Below are 20,523 nucleotides of genomic sequence, written 5' to 3'. Positions count from 1 at the left end.
CGGATGTGGTCGCTTTACATAAACAAGGGCACCACTCACTGAAGAACGGGCAATGATCGGAAAAATCGGATTCACCCAGCCAACCGGCTATACACGGGAAACCTCTGGCAACCGCAATGTTCGCCAACAACTGCCAGCACAAACCAGCGTCAGTGCAGACATGCGCACTATTAACAGCGCCAAAGCTGCGGTCAAACAGGCACCGGATGTGGATATGGACAAAGTGGCTGCCATGAAAGCCATGCTGCAAAATGGAGAGGTTTCAGTAAACCTCGACAGCCTGGCAGACAGCATGCTGGACTATTACGCATCCAAATAACCACCGCCCACACAGGGGCGTATCCAACTGACTGATAAACCTGATACCCGGCACCACAATGACTGACCGCACTGCACTGATTAAAACCCTGCTGACTGACCTGGCCCAGGACGTGGCCGGCTATACCGAGCTGGACGCCCTGCTGGGACGACAGCACAGCCAGCTGAGCAGCCGTGACAGCACATCACTGACTGCTACCAATGTGGCCCTTCAGCAGCTGATGGAAACCCTTAATACACGCGCTTTGAGAAGGGTTGAAAGCCTGAAGTCCCTGGGGCTCAGCCCGGATGATGACGGGATGCAGCGCCTGCTTTCAGCCCTGCCGCCTGCGTACGGCGAAAAAGGCAAAAGCCAGTGGCAGACTTTGTACCGCCTGGCAAAGCGCTGCCAGGGTCAGAACAACACCAACGGCAGGCTGCTGGCCCAACAAAAGCAGGCCCTGACCAAGGTACTCCACCCTGAGCAGGCCTTCAGCTATGCACCGGGTGCCTTCTGAGCAGCACGGCCTGATGAAGTTGCACCACGCCATCACCCTGATTCTCGCCCTTACAGCAACCTTTTCTGCTGCAGTACATGCCGCACAGGGTCTCCACGACACATTTAACCCCTCTCTCGCCTGCAAATCACATTTCATCTCTGCCTTGTTTGACCAGCAGGTCAGGTTCAGCAACAGCCACCTGACACCGAACGAGCGTCGTGACGCTGAAAACCGGATAGACAATGCCCGGTCCCGGTTAGAGCAGACCCATGACTATTGCAAGGCATTGGAAGAGCTGGGGAAAGATACCTACAGCCACCTGGATGTGGAAATGGGGGATATCCATGAATTCCATGGTGCAGAGCCGATCCACAACGGTTAACCCGTGAACCGGGGGGTGTCAGAATTTGCGGCGCAGCCCGGCCCGCATGGCAAGTTCATCCAGCACTTTCTGTTCCTGCCGAGCCTGTTTGACTGCATGTTGCTTAAGGCGTTTGTCCACCACCTTTTCACCCATTTTAACCTGCCGGTGCTGGGCGATGACCCGGTCGTTGATACTGCGAAGTTCCACATCAGACATCATCAGCTCATGACGCTGAAGTGCCGTCAGGCTCTCCAGCTGGCTGCGGAAGCGGGCCGTCCCTTTCATCATCAGGGCTGACGTCTGGCTGCCGCCGGAAAAACCATACTGCCCGGAAAGATCTTCCAGCACTTTCAGCCGTTCTTCATGTGCCCGGTGCTGGCGGCGAATTTCGCCGGCCTCACCCTGTAGCCTGTCGAGTTTTTCCTGCTCCCGTCCACACCAGCCCTGCACCACTTTGAGCCGCCGCATTATTCAACCCCCGGAAGCTGCATCATCAGGTTAAGGCTGTCATTAAGGGTGACTTTCTCGTACATGCCCTGCTGGAGGTACTGGCAGATAGCGGGGTAAGCCTGCACCGCCAGATCCAGCGTGCGGTCCTGCCCGGCCTGGTAACCGCCAAGGGACATCAGATCCTGTACCTGCCGGTAGCGGGCATAGAGCTGTTTTACCCGCTGAGCACGTCGCAGGTGGTCAGGGCTGACAATCTGCGGCATGGCGCGACTGATGGACTGCTCGACGTCAATAGCCGGGTAATGCCCCTGCTCGGCAAGCTCCCGGTTCAGCACAATGTGGCCGTCAAGGATGGCGCGGGCGGCATCAGCAATTGGGTCCTGCTGGTCGTCCCCTTCCGAGAGCACCGTATAGAAAGCGGTGATCGAACCCCGGTCACTGGCTCCGTTCCCGGCACGCTCCACCAGTTGCGGCAACAGGCTGAATACGGACGGTGGGTAACCCTTGGTGGCTGGCGGCTCCCCCACCGCCAGCGCAATCTCACGCTGGGCCTGGGCGTAGCGGGTCAGGGAATCCATCAGCAGCAGAACGTCCATGCCCTGGTCACGGAAATACTCCGCAATCCGGTGGCAAAGCTGCGAAGCGCGAAGGCGCATCAACGGCGGATCATCAGCCGGGGAGGCAATCACCACGGCATTTTTCATCCCTTCCTCACCGAGGGAGTGCTCGATAAACTCACGCACCTCGCGTCCGCGTTCGCCAATCAGTCCCACCACGGTAATCTGCGCTGTGGTACTGCGGGTCATCATGCCAAGGAGCACACTCTTGCCGACACCGGAACCGGCAAACAGCCCCATACGCTGGCCTTTGCCGACACTCAGCATTCCGTTTATGGCACGGACGCCCACATCCAGCGGCTGGGAAATCGGCTGGCGGCGCAGCGGGTTGATACTCTCACCTTGCAGGGAAATACGCTGGTCGCAGCGAAGCGGGCCCTTGGTATCCAACGGCTCGCCAAGCCCGTTCAGCACCCGGCCAAGCATCGTCGGGCCGACCTGGATTTTACTGTCACCCTGGAGCGGCAGCACCCGGCAACCGGGTCGAAGCCCGGTGGTATGCCGGATGGGCATCAGCACCGTGGCCTGGCGGTCAAAACCGACAACTTCCGCCTCAACCACATCACCGTGATCGGTTTCAATCAGGCAGCGCTGGCCGGTACACAGGCGGCAGCCGACCGCCTCAAGGGTGAGGCCGGCCATCCTGACAAGGCGGCCATAAGTCTGGGCCACCGGCACCTCAGGAATATGCAGGGAAGCACTGCTGAGGCGGGCGCTGAGCTCAGCGGCAAAATCACGCATCAGTCAGCAGGTTGTCTTTGACCGCATCCATGCAGGCTTCAAGGCGCGCCTCGCTGTCCGCGAGGGCTTCAGCATCATCGGTCACCACCCGGCAACTGCCGGCAGCAAGTTCCGGATCCTGCTTGAGGTCCCAGTCCGCCACTTTCTCCGGCACCAGGTCAACCAGACGCTGGCAATCACCCGGGTTGAGGTAAACCGTAATGCCGGTTTTGGTCTCCGGGATCTGTTCGAGGGTTTCCTCAATCAGTTTGACGATTTGCCCCGGCTGGAGGCTGAGCTCTGCACGGATCACCTGGCGGGCAACCTTCTGGACCAGATCGCAAATCATCTCGCTTTGCTGGCGGACATGGTTATGGAACACCTGCTCAATCTGCTTCACCAGTTGGTCTGCCGTTGCCACCGTACCGGAAAGCTGCTGGCGCACCTGCTCAATGCCCTGCTGGAGCCCCTGTTGGTGCCCTTCATCCAGCCCTTGCTGGCGTCCGGCTTCCATCCCCTGGGTCAGGCCGTCCTGGTAACCCTGGGCATGGCCTTTTTGCTGGCCATCTTCGAAGCCATTCTGGAACTCTTCATGGTAACCGCCATCATCACCAAACAGGTCATCCCCCTGGCTGGCAAGCGGCGGGAAATGGTAATGGCGGTAATGCCCGGCCTCGGGGTGAAGGATAAGCGGATGGTTCTTTTTCATGCTTACTCCACCACCGGCTCACTGAACAGGGCCAATTCCACCTCACCGTCGTCAGCAAGCTGGCGCAGCAGGTTGACCAGTTCCTTGCGAGCGTCTTCCACCGCACTGAGGCGGACGCGTCCCTTGCCTTCCATCGCTTCACGCAGGTACTGGGCAGCACGTTTTGGCATTGTGGCGAAGATCTTGTCGAGCAGGGCTTCGTCGGCACCTTTGAGGGCAATCGCCAGCATTTCCTGGTCGGCATCTTCCACCAGACGCTCCAGGGTGGCCTCGCTCTGGCGTACCAGGATGTCGAAGTTGTACATCTGGCTTTCGAGCCGGGAAACCAGCTCGGGATCCTGCGCCTTGAGCTCAGAAAGCACTTTCTGGCTCTGGTTAGACTGCAGGCGGTTAATGATCTCACCCGCATGCTGGGTACCGTCAACTGTCGTACTGCTCTGTTGCACGGTTTCACTCAGGAAGCCATTCAGCAGCGCCTGCACCTCTTCCATCATGCTCGGATGGATTTCACTGAGGTTGGCAAGGCGGTAGAGCAGGTCATCCATGCTGTCTTCCGGCAGGCGGCTCAGCACGTCTGAAGCGATATCCGGTTCCAGGTAAGCGAGGAACACCGCCTGCATCTGCGGGTGCTCATCGGCAATCAGTTCTGCAATCTTGGCCGGTTCCAGCCATTGCAGGCGCTGCAGATCCTGCTTGAGGTTGTCACCATAGATGGAATCTATTAGCGGCCTGGACAGGGACTTGCCGAGCGCCCGGTCCAGGGTACGTTCCAGGTAGGCGCGCGAGGCGCCTGAAATACCGGATTCTGATTTGAAGTCCTGGAAGAAACGGCGGTAAACCGTCTGTACCTGCTCATTTTTCATCGCCGGGATACGGGCCATGGCCAGAGACAGCTCGCGCACCTGGTCACGATCGAGCTGTTTCAGAACATTGGCCGCCGACTCTTCGCCCATACTCAGCAGAAGGATGGCAGCCTGTTCAATCCCCTGATTGTTATCAATTGTCTGCATCTTTCGGTGTAATCCACTGTTTGACTACATGGGCTACCCGCTCAGGCTCACGCTCGGAAAGCATTTGCAGGTAAGACGACTGGGCTTCAAGCCCGGTTTCCGCGCTTGGCAGCTCCGGCATATCCATCGCGCTGGACGTCACCGGGGCCAGTTGGCCTGCACTGCCAGACGCCGGTGCGGCTGTGTCAGGTACACCTTCTGCAGCCGGCAGTAACGCCTGGCTGTCGTTACCCTTCACCGGTTTCGCACCCTTGTCACTGTCCGCAAACAGCGTGCGCAGAGCCGGGCGGACAACCACAAACAGGATTGCCAGGGCAACAATGGCAGACAGGATATAGTGCAGATAGTCGAGCCAGATGCTGTCGGTATACCAAGGTGGCTTCTCATCAAGCGCCGCTGGCTTTTCCAGGTTGAACGGGTAGACATGTACGCTCAGCTTGTCACCGCGCTTGCTGTCCAGCCCAAGGGCATCGGAAAGCATCACCTTGATGTTATCCAACTCCTTGGTGCTGTAGGCATCCGGCTTGCCATTCAGCAGCACAGACACACTCAGCTTTTTCACGTTGCCCTGCTGGTAGGTAATATGGCGCAACGTGCGGTCAACCGCATAATCCTTGGAGGATTCACCGCGCTCATTGGTCATCTTGCCCTGTTTTTCTTTCTTGTCTTTCTCTTCCGGCGGGCGGTTGCTCAGGGAGCCCGGGACACCTTGCGCCGGCTGGTTGGCGTCACGGTCAAAGGAGCTGTATTCGCTGCGCACCTTGGCATCCGGGCCATAGGCTTCTTCGGTGGCTTCCACCTTGTCAAAGTTGACATCGGCGGCCACCTCCACCCGGAAGTTATTCAGGCCAACCAAAGGGCGCAACATGCGTGCGGCACTTTCAGAATAGTCAGACTCAATGTTACTGACGTAGCTCAGGTACCGGCTTCCGCCCTGACCCTGCATTGCACCGTTGCCGAAGTTCTGTGACAGCAGGTTGCCATGCTGGTCGATAACATTCACCCGATCGGCAGACAGATCCGGCACACTGCCGGCAACCAGATTGACAATGGCTGTTACCTGTTCAGCGGTCAGGCTGCGGCCCGGCATCAGGGATACCACTACAGATGCAGTCGGTTTGTCTTTTTCCCGGCCCACAAAGAGGGTTTGCTTAGGGATGGCAAGGTGGACACGGGCGTTGTCGACACCGTCTATCGACATGATGGAACGGGCAAGTTCCCCTTCCAGTCCATAGCGGTAACGGGCTACCTCCACAAACTGGCTGGTGCCAAGGCTGGAGTCCTTGGTCAGGATGCTCAGCCCTTCCGGCTGCTCAGGCTTGATACCTGCTGCGGCAATCGCCATACGTGCTTCGTTGATTTCGGAGCGTTCAACCATGATGTTGCCAAGCTGCGGCTCCACATAGTAGTTGAGGCCATGCTGGTCGAGCACCGATATCACCTGGGTGGTGTCATAGTGCTCGTACTCCCCGTACAGCGGGCGGTACTCATCGTTTCCCTGCCACAACCCCATCACCACGGTAACCGCCACGGCTACTGCAATAAGGGTCAATAACGCAACCAGCCTGGCGCCGCTGAAAAAGCGTTGCCAGGCTGCGGGACCGTCGATGTTCGCCAGTTTTTGTTTCAATATTTGGGCCACTGGTGTCACCTGTTACACGGGCATTTTCATAACGTCGTCATACGCGGACATCAGGTTGTTCCGCACCTGCACCATGGCAGCAAAAGAGAGACTGGCCTTCTGGCCGGCAATCATCGCGCCCACCAGGTCGTCGCTCTTGCCCATGTCTACCGCAGTCATCTTGGCTGCCGCATCCTTGGTCTGGGCATCCACGCTGTGCACGGCACCGGCAATGACATCCGCGAAGTTCACACCACCGGCAGCACGGTTGCTGAGCGGGTTGGAAGCAATGGCTTCTGGGGTGCCCCCGGAGACCTGGGTACGGATCTCGCCAATCTGGTTCAGGATGGAGTCTAAGCCCATCAATTCATTCTGCATCGGAAAAGTCCCGTTTCGGTCAAGAGGAGTAGGTTACCGTTGCCGCCCCATCTGAGGGCTGGCCGGCGAGGAGCTGGTCTATGTCCCAGCCATGTTCACGCATGGTTTGTATCTTGTAGCGCAGCGCCCGGGTACTGACCCCGAGTTCTTCTGCTGTTTTGCTGCGGTGCCCGTCGAAACGGCGCAGGGTCTGGATGATGGTATTGAACTCAGCAAGCTTGCGGCTCTTGTGCAGGTCCGGCTTGCTCTCATCCCCCTCTTCGTGCAGAGGTTGCAGAGAGCGCTCCACCGGCTCAGCCACGTCAGTGGTTGTAACCAGTGAAGGGACAAATCCCGGCAGCATCAGGTCTTCTTCCCGGATAACGCAGCCCCGGCTCATTACCAGTGCACGCTGGATAACGTTCTCCAGCTCACGCACATTTCCCGGCCAGCCGTGGGCTTCCAGAGCCCGGCAAGCCGAAGAGGAAAATGACATGGCGTTCTGGCAAGACGGCAGGTGGCGCCCCAGCAGGCTTTCCGCCAGCGGCACGATGTCTTCCGGGCGCTCGCGTAACGGCGCACACTGCAGCGGGAAAACATTGAGGCGGTAAAAAAGATCTGAGCGGAAACGCCCGTCAGCCACCATCTGCTCCAAATCACAGTTGGTTGCTGCCAGCACGCGGATGTTAAGTTTGATTTTCTGGTGGCTGCCAAGACGCTCGACCTCCCGTTCCTGCAACACCCGCAGAAGTTTTGTCTGCATGGCCAACGGCAACTCGCCAATCTCATCCAGCAGAAGAGTTCCTTCATTTGCCAGTTCCAACTTGCCCGCCACTGCGTTTGCTGCACCGGTAAACGCCCCTTTGGCATGGCCGAACAGGATGGATTCCAGCATGGTTTCCGGAATGGCTGCGCAGTTAATTGCAATGAAAGGCCCGGAGGCTCGGGGTGAGGCCTGGTGGATAAACTGGGCCAGGACTTCTTTCCCGGTCCCGCTCTCACCGTTAATCAGCACGGAGGCATCAGTTTGCGCCACTCGCCTTGCAAGCTGGAACAGCTGCCGGCTCTGGTCTGACTGCGCAACTACATCAGACTTCTGGCAACGCATCATAGCAAGCCGGTTTACCAACTGGGCAAGGTGGTAGGATTCAAAAGGCATCAGCAGGTAATCCACCGCACCTTGCTGCATGGCGCGGGAAACCTGGCCGGCCTCCTGCATTTCAGCCACCACCACAACCGGGCCGTTAAAGCTGCGGAGCGGGGCCCGTGCCATCAGGTCAGAGGCTTCCAGTGCACGGTTGAGGCGGCTTGGAATCATCACCATGTCCCAGTGGCCGTTTTCCAGCGAATGGGCAAATGCGGGCCAGCCGGATACCCGGGTAAGGTGGTAGCCCTCCCCATCCGGTGCCAGGCAGTCGCAGGCACTGTCGCTTTGCAGCATCAGAATTTGCCACGGCGATCTCGCGGTGCGTTTGCTCATGACTTCGCCCCCCCTGATCTGGCTTTGCCTTTCGGCGCCATTTTTATCAGGCGGATCACCACACGGCGGTTTTTGTCCCGGCCCTGCGGCGTATTGTTGTCAGCAACCGGGAAGCGATCCCCATGGCCGCGAATTTCTATCTTTTTCAGCGGTACGCCATTTTCCACCAGAAGCGCTGCTACTTCCTCAGCCCGCTCGCGGGACATACGCATATTGGTCGCCCAGCTGCCCTGGTTGTCAGAGTAACCGTCTACAAGCACCTTGCGGATGGAAGGTTCATTTTTCATCAGTACCGCGATCAGCTTGATATTGCGTACAGAAGCCAGATCAGGCTCAACCTGGCTTGGCTGGTAGTGGATAACAGTCTGCCGGGCTGTCGCATAGCTTATCGGCAGCATGCCGGAGCGGCACCGGTTGAAGTTGTCGGTAACGTCCCCGAAGCGGACGTTGGATACCACCAGGCTCTGGATATCATTGTTGGCGTCTTTCATGCTGATCCAGAGCCAGTCACCTTCCGAAAGGCTTTCGTAAAGATCCTGGGCATCAGCAAGGTGGAGGCCGCCATCCAAAGTTGTGGTGACCGAGCCTTTGTAGGTAAACGGACGGTAAATTTCCGAACGCCAGTAAGGGGGAGTCGCAATGGAAGAGAGAAGTGACTGCACCGCCATCCCAGATTCAGGTTTCACTTCCAGGCTAACCGACTGGGCAGGCTTTGCCACCAGCTTCACTTTGCCAAACCCTTCCACCGGGTGGGTAAGTTCGCACCTGTACTTGTTGCCATCAAACAGCCAGACACTGCTGTCGAGGTCTGTGGTCCAGATGCTTTCACTGGCAAAGGCCATGGGTGCAAAAATAACCAGCACGTAAAGTAAGCGCATCATAGACAATTCGGAAATAACCTTAACCTGTGGGGACCAACCGGTTGTTGTCGAAAATAAAGTTGCAGTTAAATTAAAATAACAATCAGTGACTTTAACTATTTAAGTATTTAAACCACCTAAATATTCAGTGAATGCTAAATTACTTTTAACAAGAAAAAATATAAAACCACCACTCTTTGTTGACTTAAAAAGCGGGAAAAAATAGAAGCTAAAAATCATCAGTTGACCAAAAAACAATCACGATAATTAGCAACAAAATTTTAATAAACCGGCTATAAAACATGGATCCTATTAATGAACCCATTAATGTTTAAACTGCTTTTTATTATTCATCATTCTATAAGCGTGGGGAATAAAAAACCAATCGACTCATATTGTCAACTGTCAATGCACTGACAATTGCCTGTTTCGAACGTTACTTTATTGACACAATTATTGCTCAGTTTAATTATTTGACAAAAAGACGCTCACTCCGTAGTCTCTTCGCGCTTTCGTTTACTTCACATCCCCTGTTTGCAATATAGCCAATTATTACATTTATGTAATTAAATTGGCCAAGGTTGTAACCATATCCATTAAGTAGTGAAGACCGGAATATAATTTTAAAAAGTAATTGGCAACCAATTAATGCCAATTAATTCCTCGTGAATGTAACTGTACTTTTCGCGGACCTTTCTGTTGCTAATGGTTATGACAAAGAAAAGTAAAATCATCACAGAGCCTGAAAACTCAGACATACAGGCATTTGATCTGGCCAGCCCTGAAAACCGGATTGGGGCTGTGCAGGCAATTATCGACAACGTCTGCAAACAGTTTGAACGCAAGGCTAAGCAGATGTTTCAGCACACGCTGCGTCGCCCGGTCGAATTCAGTTATAAAAAGCAGCACAACATAAAGCTGCGAGAATATCTGCAACCACTGTCAAAACAGGCACTTTACCGCGAGTTCAACGTTGTTCCTTTCGAACAGGCCGGTACCCTGGCCATTGAGCGGGAACTGCAGTTTTTCCTGGTGGATATTTTCTTCGGCGGTAAAGGCATCAGTGCCCGGAAAACCGATATCAGCGACACAGAGCTTCGCATGGTCGACCGCTTCTTCAGCCAGATCCTTGCCCAGTTTTCCGCTGCATGGCAAAACACGACGACCTGGCAGTGCGAGCTCGCACCGAAAGGCCGCCTCCAGGAAGGTAACGGCCCTCAGGGCGAACAGTTGTACCTGGTTTGCCGTTTCAACCTGGAAATCGCCGGCCACAGTGGCTGGCTGGATATCAGCCTGCCTTTTGAAAGCCTTGATTTCCTCCGTGACCAGCAGGGCAAGGCCGAGGATGTGGAAGCAGACCCGGAACTGCAGCGTAAAATCCGCTCTACCCTAAAAAAAGCCCCTATTCGCCTGACCTCAACCCTGTGCGAACGCCGGCTGATGCTGGGTGATGTAATGGGGCTGAAGGCAGGGGACGTCATCCCGGTGGAAATGCCGGGGGAAGTGACTGTCCGCGCGGGCAAATCCCCTTTATTTACTGCACGGGTGGCCGAAAACAACTCCACTCTGGTTCTGCATATCCAAAACGTGATTGAAAAATAACAGGCACCGACATGACAGATTTGAATTCAGACCTCAACCTCGACCTGGATGACCTCGACCTCGGTGTCGGCTCTGACGGTATGGCCAAAACCGGCAGCGCAAAAGAGATGGGCTTCCTGCGCAGCATCCCGGTGAACCTGACCCTTGAAGTCGCCAGCACCGAACTGATGGTGGGCGACCTGATGAACATCACCCCAGGCACCGTGATTGAGCTGGACAAGCTGAGCGGCGAGCCAATGGACGTCAAGGTTAACGGCACCCTGCTCGGCCACGCTGAAGTGGTAATCGTCAACAACAAGTACGGCCTGCGCCTTGTGGATGTAGTAGACGACAACGACATGATCCAGGGCCTGGCTAACTGATGCGATGCCCAGCCGCACTGCAGAAGCTCCTTCTGCTGACCCCTCTGCTGCTTGCCAGCCTGCCGGTTGCGGCCGGGCAGAATATCCCGTTCCTGTCTGTGACCGGGCCAAACGGCACCGAGGAATACAGCGTCCAGGTCCAGGTTTTCCTGCTGATGACAGCGCTGGCATTCCTGCCGGCCATGCTGCTGATGGTCACCAGCTTTACCCGCATCATTATCGTACTCGGTATCCTGCGACAGGCCATTGGCTTGCAGCAAAGCCCGCCAAACCGGGTATTGGTAGGCATAGCGCTTACCCTGACCCTTTTTATCATGCGCCCGGTCTTCCATGAGGTGTATGACAAGGCGATCACCCCTTACCAGAAGGGGGATATCAGCATGCAACAGGCATTCACCCTTGCCGAAGGGCCACTGAAAACCTTTATGCTGGCCCAGACCCGGGAAACCGACCTCAAGCAAATCCTGCGTATTGCCAATGAGAAGGCCCCGGCCAAAGCCCAGGACCTCGATTTCCTGTTGGTGATGCCGGCGTATGTGCTCAGCGAGCTGAAAACCGCTTTCCAGATCGGCTTTATGCTGTTCATCCCTTTCCTTATCATCGATATCGTGGTTGCCAGTGTGCTGATGGCCATGGGTATGATGATGCTGTCGCCACTGATTATCTCCCTGCCGTTTAAGCTGATGGTATTCGTGATGGTCGACGGCTGGGCAATGACAGTCGGCACCCTGACGGCGAGTTTCGGCTGATGGGCAGCACAGAGTTTGTCTCCGCCATTTTCGGCGACGCACTGATTATCATTGTGAATATGGTGGCGGTGCTTATCGTCCCAAGCCTGGTGGTGGGCCTGATTGTCAGTATCTTCCAGGCTGCCACCCAGATTAACGAACAGACCCTGAGCTTCCTGCCGCGCCTTCTGGTTACACTGGCAATGCTAGGGTTTTCCGGCCCCTGGATGCTGCGCAGCCTCGGAGACATTTTCGCCCGGCTGTTCCACGATATTCCCATCCTGATTGGCTGACCATGGCTGACATGACCGCAGCCCAGTTCACTGCCTGGCTCGGCCAGATCTGGTGGCCTTTCCTGCGTATCGGCGGAGCCATGATGCTGATGCCGGTATTTGGCAGCAGCCATGTGCCCGTGCGTATCCGGCTAATCTTCACCCTGATGCTGGCCATTCTTGCTGCACCGCTGATGCCACAAATGCCAGCCGTAGACCCTTTCTCTTTTGACGCGCTGATTTTCGCCGGGCAACAGGTTTTCATTGGTGCTGTCATGGCGCTGCTGCTGGATATCCTGTTTGCGGTATTCACCACCCTCGGCCAGATCCTTTCCATGCAGATGGGTTTGGGTATGGCGGTAATGAATGACCCGGTAAACGGCGTCGGCGTCCCGGAAATCGGCAAGTACTACCAGCTGTTTGCCCTGCTGCTGTTCCTGGCACTGGACGGCCACCTCGTAGCACTGGATATCCTGGTAAACAGTTTCAAGATCTGGGCGGTGGGTGACCTGCCAACCCAGCACGCCCTGCATGTGGTGATCATGCGCTTTGGCTGGATGGTCGGCGCGGCGCTCCTGCTCTCGCTGCCCGCTCTGGTAGCCATGCTGTTGGTCAACGTTGCATTTGGCGTGATGAACCGCGCCGCACCACAGCTTAATATCTTTTCCCTTGGATTTCCGATGACCCTGCTGCTTGGCCTGGTATGCCTGGTACTGACCATCTCCGGAGTCCCGCAGAATTTTACAACCCTGTGCGGCAATACCCTGTCGCTGATGGCTAACCTGGAGGCCGCGCACTGATGAGTGACAACAGCGCCCAGGACAAAACGGAACGCCCCAGCGAACACCGGCTTAGGAAGGCCCGGGAGGAAGGTAACCTCCCCCGTTCCAAGGAATTGGTCACCGCACTGATGATGATTGCCAGTGCCTTTCTGCTCAGTGCGTTTTCCGATGGCCTTGCCCATATGGTGGATGAAATCTTCCACTACAGCCTGGCCCCGGACAAAGCCAATGCCTTCGATCCGGCCAGAATGATAGATATCCTCGTCCACTGCCGGGATGCGTTATTTGAAACCCTGATGCCCATGCTGGGGATGCTGGCACTGGTCACCGTTGCCGGTAATCTGGTGCGCGGGGGCTGGAACCTGTCGCTCAAGGCTGCAATGCCAAACTTTGGCAAGCTGAACCCGATTACCGGTATCGGGCGGCTGTTTTCCGTCAAATCCCTCGCCGAGCTGGTCAAAAGCATTCTCAAGGTTGCCCTGGTTGCCGGCGCACTTTACTGGCTGCTGGCCCATAACCGCCAGCGCATACTGGAGCTCCAGCAACAGCCCATCCGCGAAGCCATCCCGGAAACACTCGACCTTCTCTGGAGCGGTCTGTTTGTCTACGGCCTTGCCCTGCTGCTGATTGCAGTACTCGAACTGCCTTACTCCTCCTGGGACTACCTGCGCCAGCTCAAAATGACCAAGCAGGAAGTGAAAGAGGAGATGAAAAACAACGAGGGCAAGCCGGAAGTAAAAGCCCGCATTCGCCAGCTCCAGCGCCAGATGTCCCAGCGGCAGATCAGAAAAACCGTGCCCCAGGCAGACGTGATTATTACCAACCCGACCCACTATGCGGTCGCGTTGAAATATGACCTCAGCAAAGCCACTGCGCCTTTTGTCATCGCAAAGGGGGTCGACCAGATGGCATTGCAGATCCGGCAGATAGCTCATCAGCACAACTTGCCGGTGGTGGAAGTCCCACCACTGGCCCGAGCGGTTTACTACTCCACCAATGAATGGCAGGAGATCCCCGCCCAGCTCTATATCGCTGTGGCACACGTGCTGACCTATATCTTCCAGATGGAACAGTACCGGCAAGGCCGCCAGAGCACCAAACCCGCATTCCCTGAGGTGGAAATCCCCTCAGAGCTGCGCCGTTAACCCAAAGAGCAGACCATGAAACAGAGACTTGCCCCGATCAGCCAGATTCTGGCGAAAGGGCAGCTGGGCATCCCCCTGCTGCTGATGACCATCCTTTCGATGGTCATGCTGCCTATCCCGCCGTTTGTGCTGGATATGCTGTTCACCTTCAACATCGTCCTTGCCCTGCTGGTCATGCTGGTGGCCGTATACAGCAAAAAGCCGCTCGATTTCTCGGTATTCCCGAGCATCCTGTTGGTCGCGACCCTGCTGCGTCTTGGCCTCAACGTTGCCTCAACCCGGGTAGTGCTGCTCTACGGCCATGAAGGCGGAGACGCCGCCGGTAAGGTCATCCAGGCCTTCGGTGATGTGGTAATCGGCGGTAACTACGTGGTGGGTATGGTGGTGTTCATCATCCTGATGATCATCAACTTCGTGGTGGTCACCAAAGGTGGCGAGCGTATCTCTGAAGTCAGTGCCCGCTTCACCCTGGACGCCATGCCGGGTAAACAGATGGCTATCGATGCCGACCTCAACGCCGGGATTATCGACCACGAGACCGCCAAGCAGCGCCGGGAAACCGTGGCACAGGAAGCGGATTTCTACGGCTCGATGGACGGTGCATCGAAGTTTGTGCGCGGGGACGCTATCGCCGGGATGCTGATCCTGTTTATCAACATCATCGGCGGTATCAGTATTGGTGTGTTCCAGTACGGGCTCGATTTTTCAGCCGCATTTAAAACCTATGCCCTGCTGACCATCGGTGACGGCCTGGTTGCCCAAATCCCGTCACTGCTGCTTTCCACTGCCGCTGCCATTATGGTGACCCGCGTCAGCGACAGCTCAGATCTGTCCGGCCAGATTGCCCGCCAGATGCTGGCATCGCCAACGGTGCTCTACGTTGTATCAGGACTGATGCTGGTACTGGGCCTGATCCCTGGCATGCCGCACCTGGCCTTCCTCGGTTTTGCCGCCGCACTGGCCTTTGCCGGCTGGAAAATGCATGAGCACGAGGATGACCCACAAATCGCCGAAGACCTTGCCCGGGCAGAAGCCATGGTGGAAAGCCAGCCTGCCGCAGAAAGCCAGGAAATCGCCCTCGGTGATATCCCCCGCGTCCACGCACTCGGGCTGTTTGTCGGCTACCGGCTGGTCAACCTGATTGACCGCCGTCAGGGCGCTGAGCTTTTAAACCGCCTGTCCGGTATCCGCAAAACCCTGTCGGAAAAACGCGGCTTTGTGGTCCCGCAAATCCACGTCCGGGACGACCTTGGCCTTGAGCCCAGCCAGTACCAGATAGCTGTGCGTGGTGCCAAACTCATCACCGCCGATCTTGAGGTAGACCACCTGCTCGCCATCAACCCGGGCCAGGTTTACGGTGATGTCGACGGTATCCTGGCCAAAGACCCGGCCTATGGGATGGATGCCGTGTGGATAGCCCCATCGGAGAAAGACAAAGCCGTGAACCTCGGCTACACCGTGGTGGACCATGCCACCATTATTTCCACCCACGTCAGCAAGATTATTAATGACTATGTGGAAGACATCCTGAGCCTTGAGGAAGTCAACGGGGTGATGGAGCGGCTGGCTTCGCTGAACAGCCGCCTGGCTGATGACCTGGGCAAGGCGCTGAGCCCACAGCAACTCCTGCGGGTGTTCCGCCAGCTGGCAATTGACGGTGTGGCACTGAACGACATTGTGACCATCGCCAACTCCCTGGTGGAATCAGCAGAGCTGTCCAAGGACCCTATCCTGCTGGCCGCGGATATTCGCTGCGCCCTGCGTCGAAACATCCTGACGGCACTGGTCGGCACCACACCGGACATCCCGGCAGTTACCCTCTCCACGGAGCTTGAAAACATGCTGCTCGGTGCACTCAGCCAGGCCCAGGCCAATGGCCACGTGCAGCTCGATGGCTTTGCCCTGGAGCCAACCCTTATCGATAAGCTACAGCGCAGCCTGCCTGAAGCCCTCGATTCCATGCGGGTAAGCGGCCATGTGCCCATCCTGTTGGTTATGCCCCAGCTTCGCCCGTTGCTGGCGCGCTATGCCAGGGTCTGCGCACGCGGCCTGCATGTCCTCTCGTTCAACGAAGTGCCGGATGACCGCGGCGTGTCCGTTGTCGGGAATATGGGGTAGCGGTACTCCGTCTCGAGCGCTGAGTGACGGGTGGTGAGAAAAGAGCAAAATGCGGGAAGCTGTTCAACCAGCTTCTCGCAAAATTCACTCACCACCACCGTCATGGCTCTACCGTTCACTTACCGCTGTCACAACTTTTCATCCCTTCCGCCAATTCTTCATAAATCCTGTCTACACTGAGATCGCATAACCCCGTCAAACCTATAGATATAAAAGGTGTGTTATGTCCGTAGATGAAAAGTTCCTTGCCGACCTGCCAAAGGTCGAACTTCACCTTCACATCGAAGGTACCCTCGAACCGGAGATGGTATTTGAACTGGCCCGTCGCCATAACGTAACCCTGCCGTGGCCGGATGTCGGTGCTCTCAAAAAAGCTTACGATTTTGAAAACCTCCAGTCCTTCCTGGACCTTTATTACCGGGGTGCAGACGTGCTGCGGGATGAACAGGACTTTTTCGACCTCACCTGGGCTTACCTCGAACGCTGCAAGGCACAGAATGTGGTACACACCGAAATCTTCTTCGACCCCCAGACCCACACTGACCGCGGTATCCCGTTTGAAAATGTTATCCATGGCATTACCCGGGCACTGGAAAAAGCAGGGCAGGAACTGGGTATTACCAGCGGGCTTATCCTCTGCTTCCTGCGCCACTTAAGTGAAGAGGCGGCATTTGAGACACTCAAACAGGCTGAACCTTACCGCGACAGCATCCTCGGCATCGGCCTGGATTCATCAGAGCAAGGCCACCCGCCGGAGAAATTTGCCCGGGTGTTTGCCGAGGCGCGCAGCCAGGGCTACAAAATTGTCGCCCATGCCGGCGAGGAAGGACCGCCGGAGTATATCTGGCAGGCAATTGAGCTTTTGGATGTAGACCGCATTGACCATGGCGTCCGGGCAGCAGAAGACCCGCGCCTGATGGCATTTTTGGAAAGGAAAGGCATGCCGCTGACCGTCTGCCCCAATTCCAACATCCGGTTGCGGGTGTTTGATACCATGGAAGATCACAATCTCAAGGATCTGCTGGCAGCCGGGCTCAAGGTAACGCTGAATTCAGACGATCCTGCCTACTTCGGTGGCTATATGCTTGAAAACTTTGCCGCCGTGCAGACTGCGCTGGCGCTCAGCAGGGAAGAGTGGCTGGCTATCACTTACAACAGTATTGATGCCAGCTTTGCCACACCCGAGCGCAAGGCCGAACTGCTCGATATGGTTGAAAGCATGGCAGGATGATCCTCCCGGCTCGCATCGGTCTGGAAAATAGCTGATAATCTTTATCAACCATAACGATCATTAATATTTGCGCGAACGGAAAAGATCGTTTTTTATCCATAGGCCGGATTCAATTTCCGCCCGGATCATGGTAACCTTCGCGCCCTTCAATCTTAGAGTGAAGCCAGACGGATGAGCCAAGGTACGCTTTATATTGTGTCGGCACCAAGTGGTGCGGGCAAATCAAGCCTTATCTCAGCACTGCTGAAAGACAACCCTAAATACGACATGAAAGTGTCCGTGTCCCACACCACCCGCGCCGTGCGCCCGGGCGAAGAGGACGGCGTACACTATCATTTTATTGCCGTTGAAGAGTTCAAGGCCCTGATTGCACAAGGTGCTTTCCTTGAATACGCCGAAGTCTTCGGTAATTTCTACGGCACATCCCGTCTGTGGATCGAAGAAATGCTGGCCAAGGGTGTTGACGTGTTCCTGGATATCGACTGGCAGGGTGCACGCCAAATCCGTGAGCAAATGCCTAAAGCCAAGAGCATCTTTATCCTGCCTCCGAGTAAGGAAGAGCTGGAGCGCCGCCTGAACGCACGCGGTCAGGACAGCGAAGAAGTGATTGCCAAGCGCATGAGCGAAGCTCAGTCTGAGATCTCGCACTACGGCGAATATGACTATGTGATCGTTAACGACGATTTCGACACCGCGTTGATCGATTTCAAGGCCATTATTCGTGCCGAGCGATTGAAAGAACCGAAGCAGGCAGCAAAATACGGCAGTATGCTTAACGCCCTGCTGGCGGAATAACAACAGCTTTTGTATAATTTCCGGTCATTTTTGATAGTTACTACTGGAGACCTTCATGGCACGCGTAACCGTTCAAGACGCAGTTGAAAAAATTGGTAACCGCTTTGACCTGGTACTGGTCGCTGCACGTCGTGCGCGCCAGATGCAGACTAACGGTAAAGATCCGCTGGTTCCTGAAGAAAACGACAAGACAACGGTTATCGCCCTGCGCGAGATCGAAGAAGGTCTGATCAACAAAGAAATCCTGGACGCGAAAGACCGCCAGGAGCTTCAAGAGCAGGAAGCCGCTGAGCTGGCCGCTGTAAGCGCCATCACCGGCCGCCGTTAATTATCTCATTCAGGGGGAGCAGAACGATTGTATCTGTTCGATAGCCTGAGAGAAGTTGCTGCCCAATACTTGCCGGAGCCTCATCTTGAGGCTCTGCGGCAGGCTTATCTCGTCGCACGTGATGCCCACGAAGGGCAAACCCGCTCCAGCGGGGAACCATATATCATTCACCCGATTGCCGTCGCCCGTATCCTGGCCGAAATGCGCCTGGATCAGGAAACCCTGATGGCTGCCCTGCTTCACGATGTCATCGAAGACACCGAAGTTACCAAAGAAGACCTGCAACAGCGTTTCGGCGATACCGTTGCTGATCTGGTTGACGGCGTGTCCAAGCTCGACAAACTGAAGTTCCGCGATCGGAAAGAAGCCCAGGCTGCCAACTTCCGCAAGATGATCATGGCGATGACCCATGACATCCGCGTTATCCTGATAAAGCTGGCAGACCGCACACACAACATGCGTACCCTTGGTGCCCTGCGTCCGGACAAGCGCCGCCGCATCGCCCGGGAAACCCTGGAAATTTTTGGCCCCCTTGCCCACCGCCTCGGTATCCACAACATCAAAGTGGAACTGGAAGAGCTCGGCTTTGAGGCCCTTTACCCTAACCGGTACAGGGTACTGAAAGACGTGGTCATCCAGGCTCGTGGCAACCGCAAGGAGATGATCCAGAAAATCCACCAGCAAATCGAAGGCCGGTTGGAAGAGTCGGGCATCAATGCCCGGGTAGTGGGCCGCGAAAAGAACCTGTTCTCCATCTATAACAAGATGCGGAGCAAGGAACAGCGCTTCCACTCCATCATGGACATCTACGCATTCCGGGTCATCGTTGATTCCGTCGATACCTGCTACCGGGTGCTTGGCCAGGTGCACAACCTGTACAAGCCGCGCCCGGGACGCTTCAAGGATTATGTCGCGGTACCAAAGGCCAACGGCTACCAGTCTCTGCACACCTCCATGGTGGGGCCTCACGGCCTGCCGGTGGAAGTCCAGATCCGTACCGAAGAAATGGATCAAATGGCAGACAAGGGGGTTGCGGCCCACTGGGCCTACAAAGAAGGTGGACGTAACTCTGCCAATACTGCCCAGGTCCGTGCCCAGCGCTGGATGCAAAGCCTGGTAGAACTGCAGCAAAGTGCCGGCAGCACGTTCGAATTTATCGAGAACGTGAAGTCGGATCTTTTCCCGGATGAGATCTACGTATTTACGCCGAAAGGCCGGATCGTCGAACTGCCGGTAGGTGCTACCGCCGTTGACTTTGCATATGCTGTGCACACTGATGTGGGTAACATGTGTGTCGGTGCGCGTGTTGACCGCCAGCCTTACCCGCTCAGCCAGCAACTGAAGAATGGCCAGACCGTAGATATTCTCACCGCTCCGGGTGCGCGCCCTAACGCTGCCTGGCTCAACTATGTGGTAACAGCCCGCGCCCGCACTAAGATCCGCCAGGTTCTTAAGACCATGCGCCGGGAAGAATCTGTCCACTTTGGCCGTCGACTGCTTAACCATGCCCTCGGTGAACTGAACATTGATGACATCGTCAAAAACAGTCCTGAGAATGTGGATAAGGTGTTGGCAGATCTGAAGCTGAATGCTGTGGAAGACCTGTTGGCAGAGATTGGATTAGGTGAACTGATGAGCGTGGTGATCGCTCGCCGTCTGCTCGGTGATGCCGATGAGCTGACCCATGCAGATGACAGCATGCCGATCCGGGGCGCATCCGGGATCCTTCTGACTTACGCCAATTGCTGCCGCCCAATCCCCGGCGACCCGATCATTGCCCACGTTTCACCGGGCAAGGGCCTGGTCATCCACCGGGAAGAGTGTGCCAACGTCCGCGGCCACGGCCGTGAACCGGATAAGTACATGAACGTGGACTGGGGTGACGATTTCGATCAGGACTTCATCACCAACCTGCGTATCGACATGCACAGCCAGCAAGGCGCATTGGCCGATCTTGCCAACACTATTGCGGCAACCGGATCCAACATCCACGGTCTTTCTACCGAAGAGCGTGACGGACGCATGTATACCGTTTCGGTACAGTTGACCACCAAGAGCCGGATCCATCTGGCCAACATCATGCGCCGCATCCGGGTGATGCCAACCGTGGTGAAAGTCAGCCGCCAGCGAAACTGATCCACAAGAAGATATATGACATCAAACGCCCGCTATTGC

22 protein-coding genes are annotated in these 20,523 nt (G+C 56.1%); 14 read left to right on the top strand and 8 right to left on the bottom strand.

The window, feature by feature from the left end; all coding sequences use genetic code 11:
* Positions 1-52: 52 nt before the first annotated feature.
* Genes flgM through NF212_RS00645 form a run of 3 tightly spaced genes read left to right on the top strand, consistent with a single transcriptional unit; the run spans position 53 to position 1,179 of the window.
* Positions 53-319 carry a flagellar biosynthesis anti-sigma factor FlgM gene (flgM, locus tag NF212_RS00655; protein WP_434357936.1) on the top strand — a complete coding sequence of 89 codons (267 nt, stop codon included), beginning with the start codon at positions 53-55 and terminating at the stop codon, positions 317-319.
* A 58-nt stretch (positions 320-377) separates the two neighbouring features.
* Complete coding sequence (gene flgN / locus NF212_RS00650) at positions 378-815, top strand: flagellar export chaperone FlgN (protein WP_434357934.1); 438 nt, start codon at positions 378-380, stop codon at positions 813-815.
* A complete protein-coding gene (locus tag NF212_RS00645; RefSeq protein WP_434357932.1) occupies positions 796-1,179 on the top strand; it encodes a hypothetical protein in 384 nt (127 codons plus the stop codon). Before flgN ends, NF212_RS00645 begins: the two co-directional genes overlap by 20 nt.
* Positions 1,180-1,197: 18 nt before the next feature.
* On the opposite strand, the gene NF212_RS00640 is transcribed toward NF212_RS00645, so the two are convergent.
* The 8 genes from NF212_RS00640 to NF212_RS00605 are packed head-to-tail and all read right to left on the bottom strand — an operon-like array spanning position 1,198 to position 9,006.
* On the bottom strand, positions 1,198-1,629 hold the full coding sequence (locus NF212_RS00640; protein WP_434357930.1) for a flagellar export protein FliJ: 432 nt from the start codon (positions 1,627-1,629) through the stop codon (positions 1,198-1,200).
* Positions 1,629-2,969, bottom strand: a complete 1,341-nt coding sequence (gene fliI, locus NF212_RS00635; protein WP_434357928.1) for a flagellar protein export ATPase FliI — start codon at positions 2,967-2,969, stop codon at positions 1,629-1,631. The genes NF212_RS00640 and fliI overlap by 1 nt, the downstream gene beginning before the upstream one ends.
* Positions 2,962-3,657: a flagellar assembly protein FliH gene (gene fliH, locus NF212_RS00630; protein WP_434357926.1), complete on the bottom strand. Its 696-nt coding sequence runs from the start codon at positions 3,655-3,657 to the stop codon at positions 2,962-2,964. The genes fliI and fliH overlap by 8 nt, the downstream gene beginning before the upstream one ends.
* A gap of 2 nt (positions 3,658-3,659) precedes the next feature.
* On the bottom strand, positions 3,660-4,667 hold the full coding sequence (gene fliG, locus NF212_RS00625; RefSeq protein ID WP_434357924.1) for a flagellar motor switch protein FliG: 1,008 nt from the start codon (positions 4,665-4,667) through the stop codon (positions 3,660-3,662).
* A complete protein-coding gene (gene fliF / locus NF212_RS00620; RefSeq protein ID WP_434357922.1) occupies positions 4,654-6,309 on the bottom strand; it encodes a flagellar basal-body MS-ring/collar protein FliF in 1,656 nt (551 codons plus the stop codon). Before fliF ends, fliG begins: the two co-directional genes overlap by 14 nt.
* 12 nt (positions 6,310-6,321) lie before the next feature.
* Positions 6,322-6,651: a flagellar hook-basal body complex protein FliE gene (gene fliE, locus NF212_RS00615; RefSeq protein WP_434357920.1), complete on the bottom strand. Its 330-nt coding sequence runs from the start codon at positions 6,649-6,651 to the stop codon at positions 6,322-6,324.
* Positions 6,652-6,685: 34 nt separating this feature from the next.
* Entirely contained in the window at positions 6,686-8,125 is a 1,440-nt protein-coding gene (locus tag NF212_RS00610; RefSeq protein WP_434357919.1) for a sigma 54-interacting transcriptional regulator, read from the bottom strand.
* Complete coding sequence (locus NF212_RS00605; RefSeq protein WP_434357917.1) at positions 8,122-9,006, bottom strand: OmpA family protein; 885 nt, start codon at positions 9,004-9,006, stop codon at positions 8,122-8,124. Before NF212_RS00605 ends, NF212_RS00610 begins: the two co-directional genes overlap by 4 nt.
* 690 nt (positions 9,007-9,696) lie before the next feature.
* Here NF212_RS00605 and NF212_RS00600 point away from each other — a divergent pair.
* The 11 genes from NF212_RS00600 to spoT all read left to right on the top strand — a co-directional run bounded on the left by NF212_RS00600 (position 9,697) and on the right by spoT (position 20,484).
* Positions 9,697-10,587, top strand: coding sequence for a FliM/FliN family flagellar motor switch protein (locus tag NF212_RS00600; protein WP_434357915.1), 891 nt, complete (start codon positions 9,697-9,699; stop codon positions 10,585-10,587).
* A gap of 11 nt (positions 10,588-10,598) precedes the next feature.
* Complete coding sequence (gene fliN / locus NF212_RS00595) at positions 10,599-10,949, top strand: flagellar motor switch protein FliN (protein WP_434357913.1); 351 nt, start codon at positions 10,599-10,601, stop codon at positions 10,947-10,949.
* Positions 10,949-11,698, top strand: coding sequence for a flagellar type III secretion system pore protein FliP (gene fliP / locus NF212_RS00590; RefSeq protein ID WP_054674356.1), 750 nt, complete (start codon positions 10,949-10,951; stop codon positions 11,696-11,698). The genes fliN and fliP overlap by 1 nt, the downstream gene beginning before the upstream one ends.
* Positions 11,698-11,970 carry a flagellar biosynthetic protein FliQ gene (locus NF212_RS00585; protein ID WP_054674354.1) on the top strand — a complete coding sequence of 91 codons (273 nt, stop codon included), beginning with the start codon at positions 11,698-11,700 and terminating at the stop codon, positions 11,968-11,970. Before fliP ends, NF212_RS00585 begins: the two co-directional genes overlap by 1 nt.
* A gap of 2 nt (positions 11,971-11,972) precedes the next feature.
* Positions 11,973-12,749 (top strand): flagellar biosynthetic protein FliR, encoded by a 777-nt coding sequence (gene fliR / locus NF212_RS00580; protein ID WP_434357911.1) that lies wholly within the window; start codon positions 11,973-11,975, stop codon positions 12,747-12,749.
* Entirely contained in the window at positions 12,749-13,876 is a 1,128-nt protein-coding gene (gene flhB, locus NF212_RS00575) for a flagellar biosynthesis protein FlhB (RefSeq protein WP_434357909.1), read from the top strand. The genes fliR and flhB overlap by 1 nt, the downstream gene beginning before the upstream one ends.
* A gap of 15 nt (positions 13,877-13,891) precedes the next feature.
* Complete coding sequence (gene flhA, locus NF212_RS00570; RefSeq protein WP_434357907.1) at positions 13,892-15,994, top strand: flagellar biosynthesis protein FlhA; 2,103 nt, start codon at positions 13,892-13,894, stop codon at positions 15,992-15,994.
* Between the two features lie 223 nt (positions 15,995-16,217).
* Positions 16,218-17,225 carry an adenosine deaminase gene (locus NF212_RS00565; protein WP_434357905.1) on the top strand — a complete coding sequence of 336 codons (1,008 nt, stop codon included), beginning with the start codon at positions 16,218-16,220 and terminating at the stop codon, positions 17,223-17,225.
* A 171-nt stretch (positions 17,226-17,396) separates the two neighbouring features.
* Positions 17,397-18,020, top strand: a complete 624-nt coding sequence (gene gmk / locus NF212_RS00560) for a guanylate kinase (RefSeq protein ID WP_054674350.1) — start codon at positions 17,397-17,399, stop codon at positions 18,018-18,020.
* Positions 18,021-18,075: 55 nt separating this feature from the next.
* Positions 18,076-18,348, top strand: a complete 273-nt coding sequence (rpoZ, locus tag NF212_RS00555) for a DNA-directed RNA polymerase subunit omega (RefSeq protein ID WP_054674348.1) — start codon at positions 18,076-18,078, stop codon at positions 18,346-18,348.
* A gap of 27 nt (positions 18,349-18,375) precedes the next feature.
* A complete protein-coding gene (gene spoT / locus NF212_RS00550; RefSeq protein WP_434357902.1) occupies positions 18,376-20,484 on the top strand; it encodes a bifunctional GTP diphosphokinase/guanosine-3',5'-bis pyrophosphate 3'-pyrophosphohydrolase in 2,109 nt (702 codons plus the stop codon).
* Positions 20,485-20,523 lie beyond the last annotated feature (39 nt).

The organism is Parasalinivibrio latis, assembly GCF_036825535.1.
Taxonomy (GTDB): domain Bacteria; phylum Pseudomonadota; class Gammaproteobacteria; order Enterobacterales; family Vibrionaceae; genus Parasalinivibrio; species Parasalinivibrio latis.
The sequence above is the reverse complement of the archived record's forward strand: the minus strand, read 5'-3'. Positions and strand labels throughout refer to the sequence as shown.

Excerpts from the sequence above, each read along its gene's own strand:
- fliG (WP_434357924.1), bottom strand. The coding sequence starts at position 4,667 with ATGCAGACAATTGATAACAATCAGGGGATTGAACAGGCTGCCATCCTT.
- fliH (WP_434357926.1), bottom strand. The coding sequence starts at position 3,657 with ATGAAAAAGAACCATCCGCTTATCCTTCACCCCGAGGCCGGGCATTAC.
- flhA (WP_434357907.1), top strand. The coding sequence starts at position 13,892 with ATGAAACAGAGACTTGCCCCGATCAGCCAGATTCTGGCGAAAGGGCAG.
- fliR (WP_434357911.1), top strand. The coding sequence starts at position 11,973 with ATGGCTGACATGACCGCAGCCCAGTTCACTGCCTGGCTCGGCCAGATC.
- rpoZ (WP_054674348.1), top strand. The coding sequence starts at position 18,076 with ATGGCACGCGTAACCGTTCAAGACGCAGTTGAAAAAATTGGTAACCGC.
- NF212_RS00565 (WP_434357905.1), top strand. The coding sequence starts at position 16,218 with ATGTCCGTAGATGAAAAGTTCCTTGCCGACCTGCCAAAGGTCGAACTT.
- flhB (WP_434357909.1), top strand. The coding sequence starts at position 12,749 with ATGAGTGACAACAGCGCCCAGGACAAAACGGAACGCCCCAGCGAACAC.
- NF212_RS00600 (WP_434357915.1), top strand. The coding sequence starts at position 9,697 with ATGACAAAGAAAAGTAAAATCATCACAGAGCCTGAAAACTCAGACATA.
- fliN (WP_434357913.1), top strand. The coding sequence starts at position 10,599 with ATGACAGATTTGAATTCAGACCTCAACCTCGACCTGGATGACCTCGAC.
- NF212_RS00640 (WP_434357930.1), bottom strand. The coding sequence starts at position 1,629 with ATGCGGCGGCTCAAAGTGGTGCAGGGCTGGTGTGGACGGGAGCAGGAA.
- fliE (WP_434357920.1), bottom strand. The coding sequence starts at position 6,651 with ATGGGCTTAGACTCCATCCTGAACCAGATTGGCGAGATCCGTACCCAG.
- flgN (WP_434357934.1), top strand. The coding sequence starts at position 378 with ATGACTGACCGCACTGCACTGATTAAAACCCTGCTGACTGACCTGGCC.
- flgM (WP_434357936.1), top strand. The coding sequence starts at position 53 with ATGATCGGAAAAATCGGATTCACCCAGCCAACCGGCTATACACGGGAA.
- NF212_RS00610 (WP_434357919.1), bottom strand. The coding sequence starts at position 8,125 with ATGAGCAAACGCACCGCGAGATCGCCGTGGCAAATTCTGATGCTGCAA.
- NF212_RS00605 (WP_434357917.1), bottom strand. The coding sequence starts at position 9,006 with ATGATGCGCTTACTTTACGTGCTGGTTATTTTTGCACCCATGGCCTTT.
- gmk (WP_054674350.1), top strand. The coding sequence starts at position 17,397 with ATGAGCCAAGGTACGCTTTATATTGTGTCGGCACCAAGTGGTGCGGGC.
- fliP (WP_054674356.1), top strand. The coding sequence starts at position 10,949 with ATGCGATGCCCAGCCGCACTGCAGAAGCTCCTTCTGCTGACCCCTCTG.
- NF212_RS00645 (WP_434357932.1), top strand. The coding sequence starts at position 796 with ATGCACCGGGTGCCTTCTGAGCAGCACGGCCTGATGAAGTTGCACCAC.
- NF212_RS00585 (WP_054674354.1), top strand. The coding sequence starts at position 11,698 with ATGGGCAGCACAGAGTTTGTCTCCGCCATTTTCGGCGACGCACTGATT.
- fliI (WP_434357928.1), bottom strand. The coding sequence starts at position 2,969 with ATGCGTGATTTTGCCGCTGAGCTCAGCGCCCGCCTCAGCAGTGCTTCC.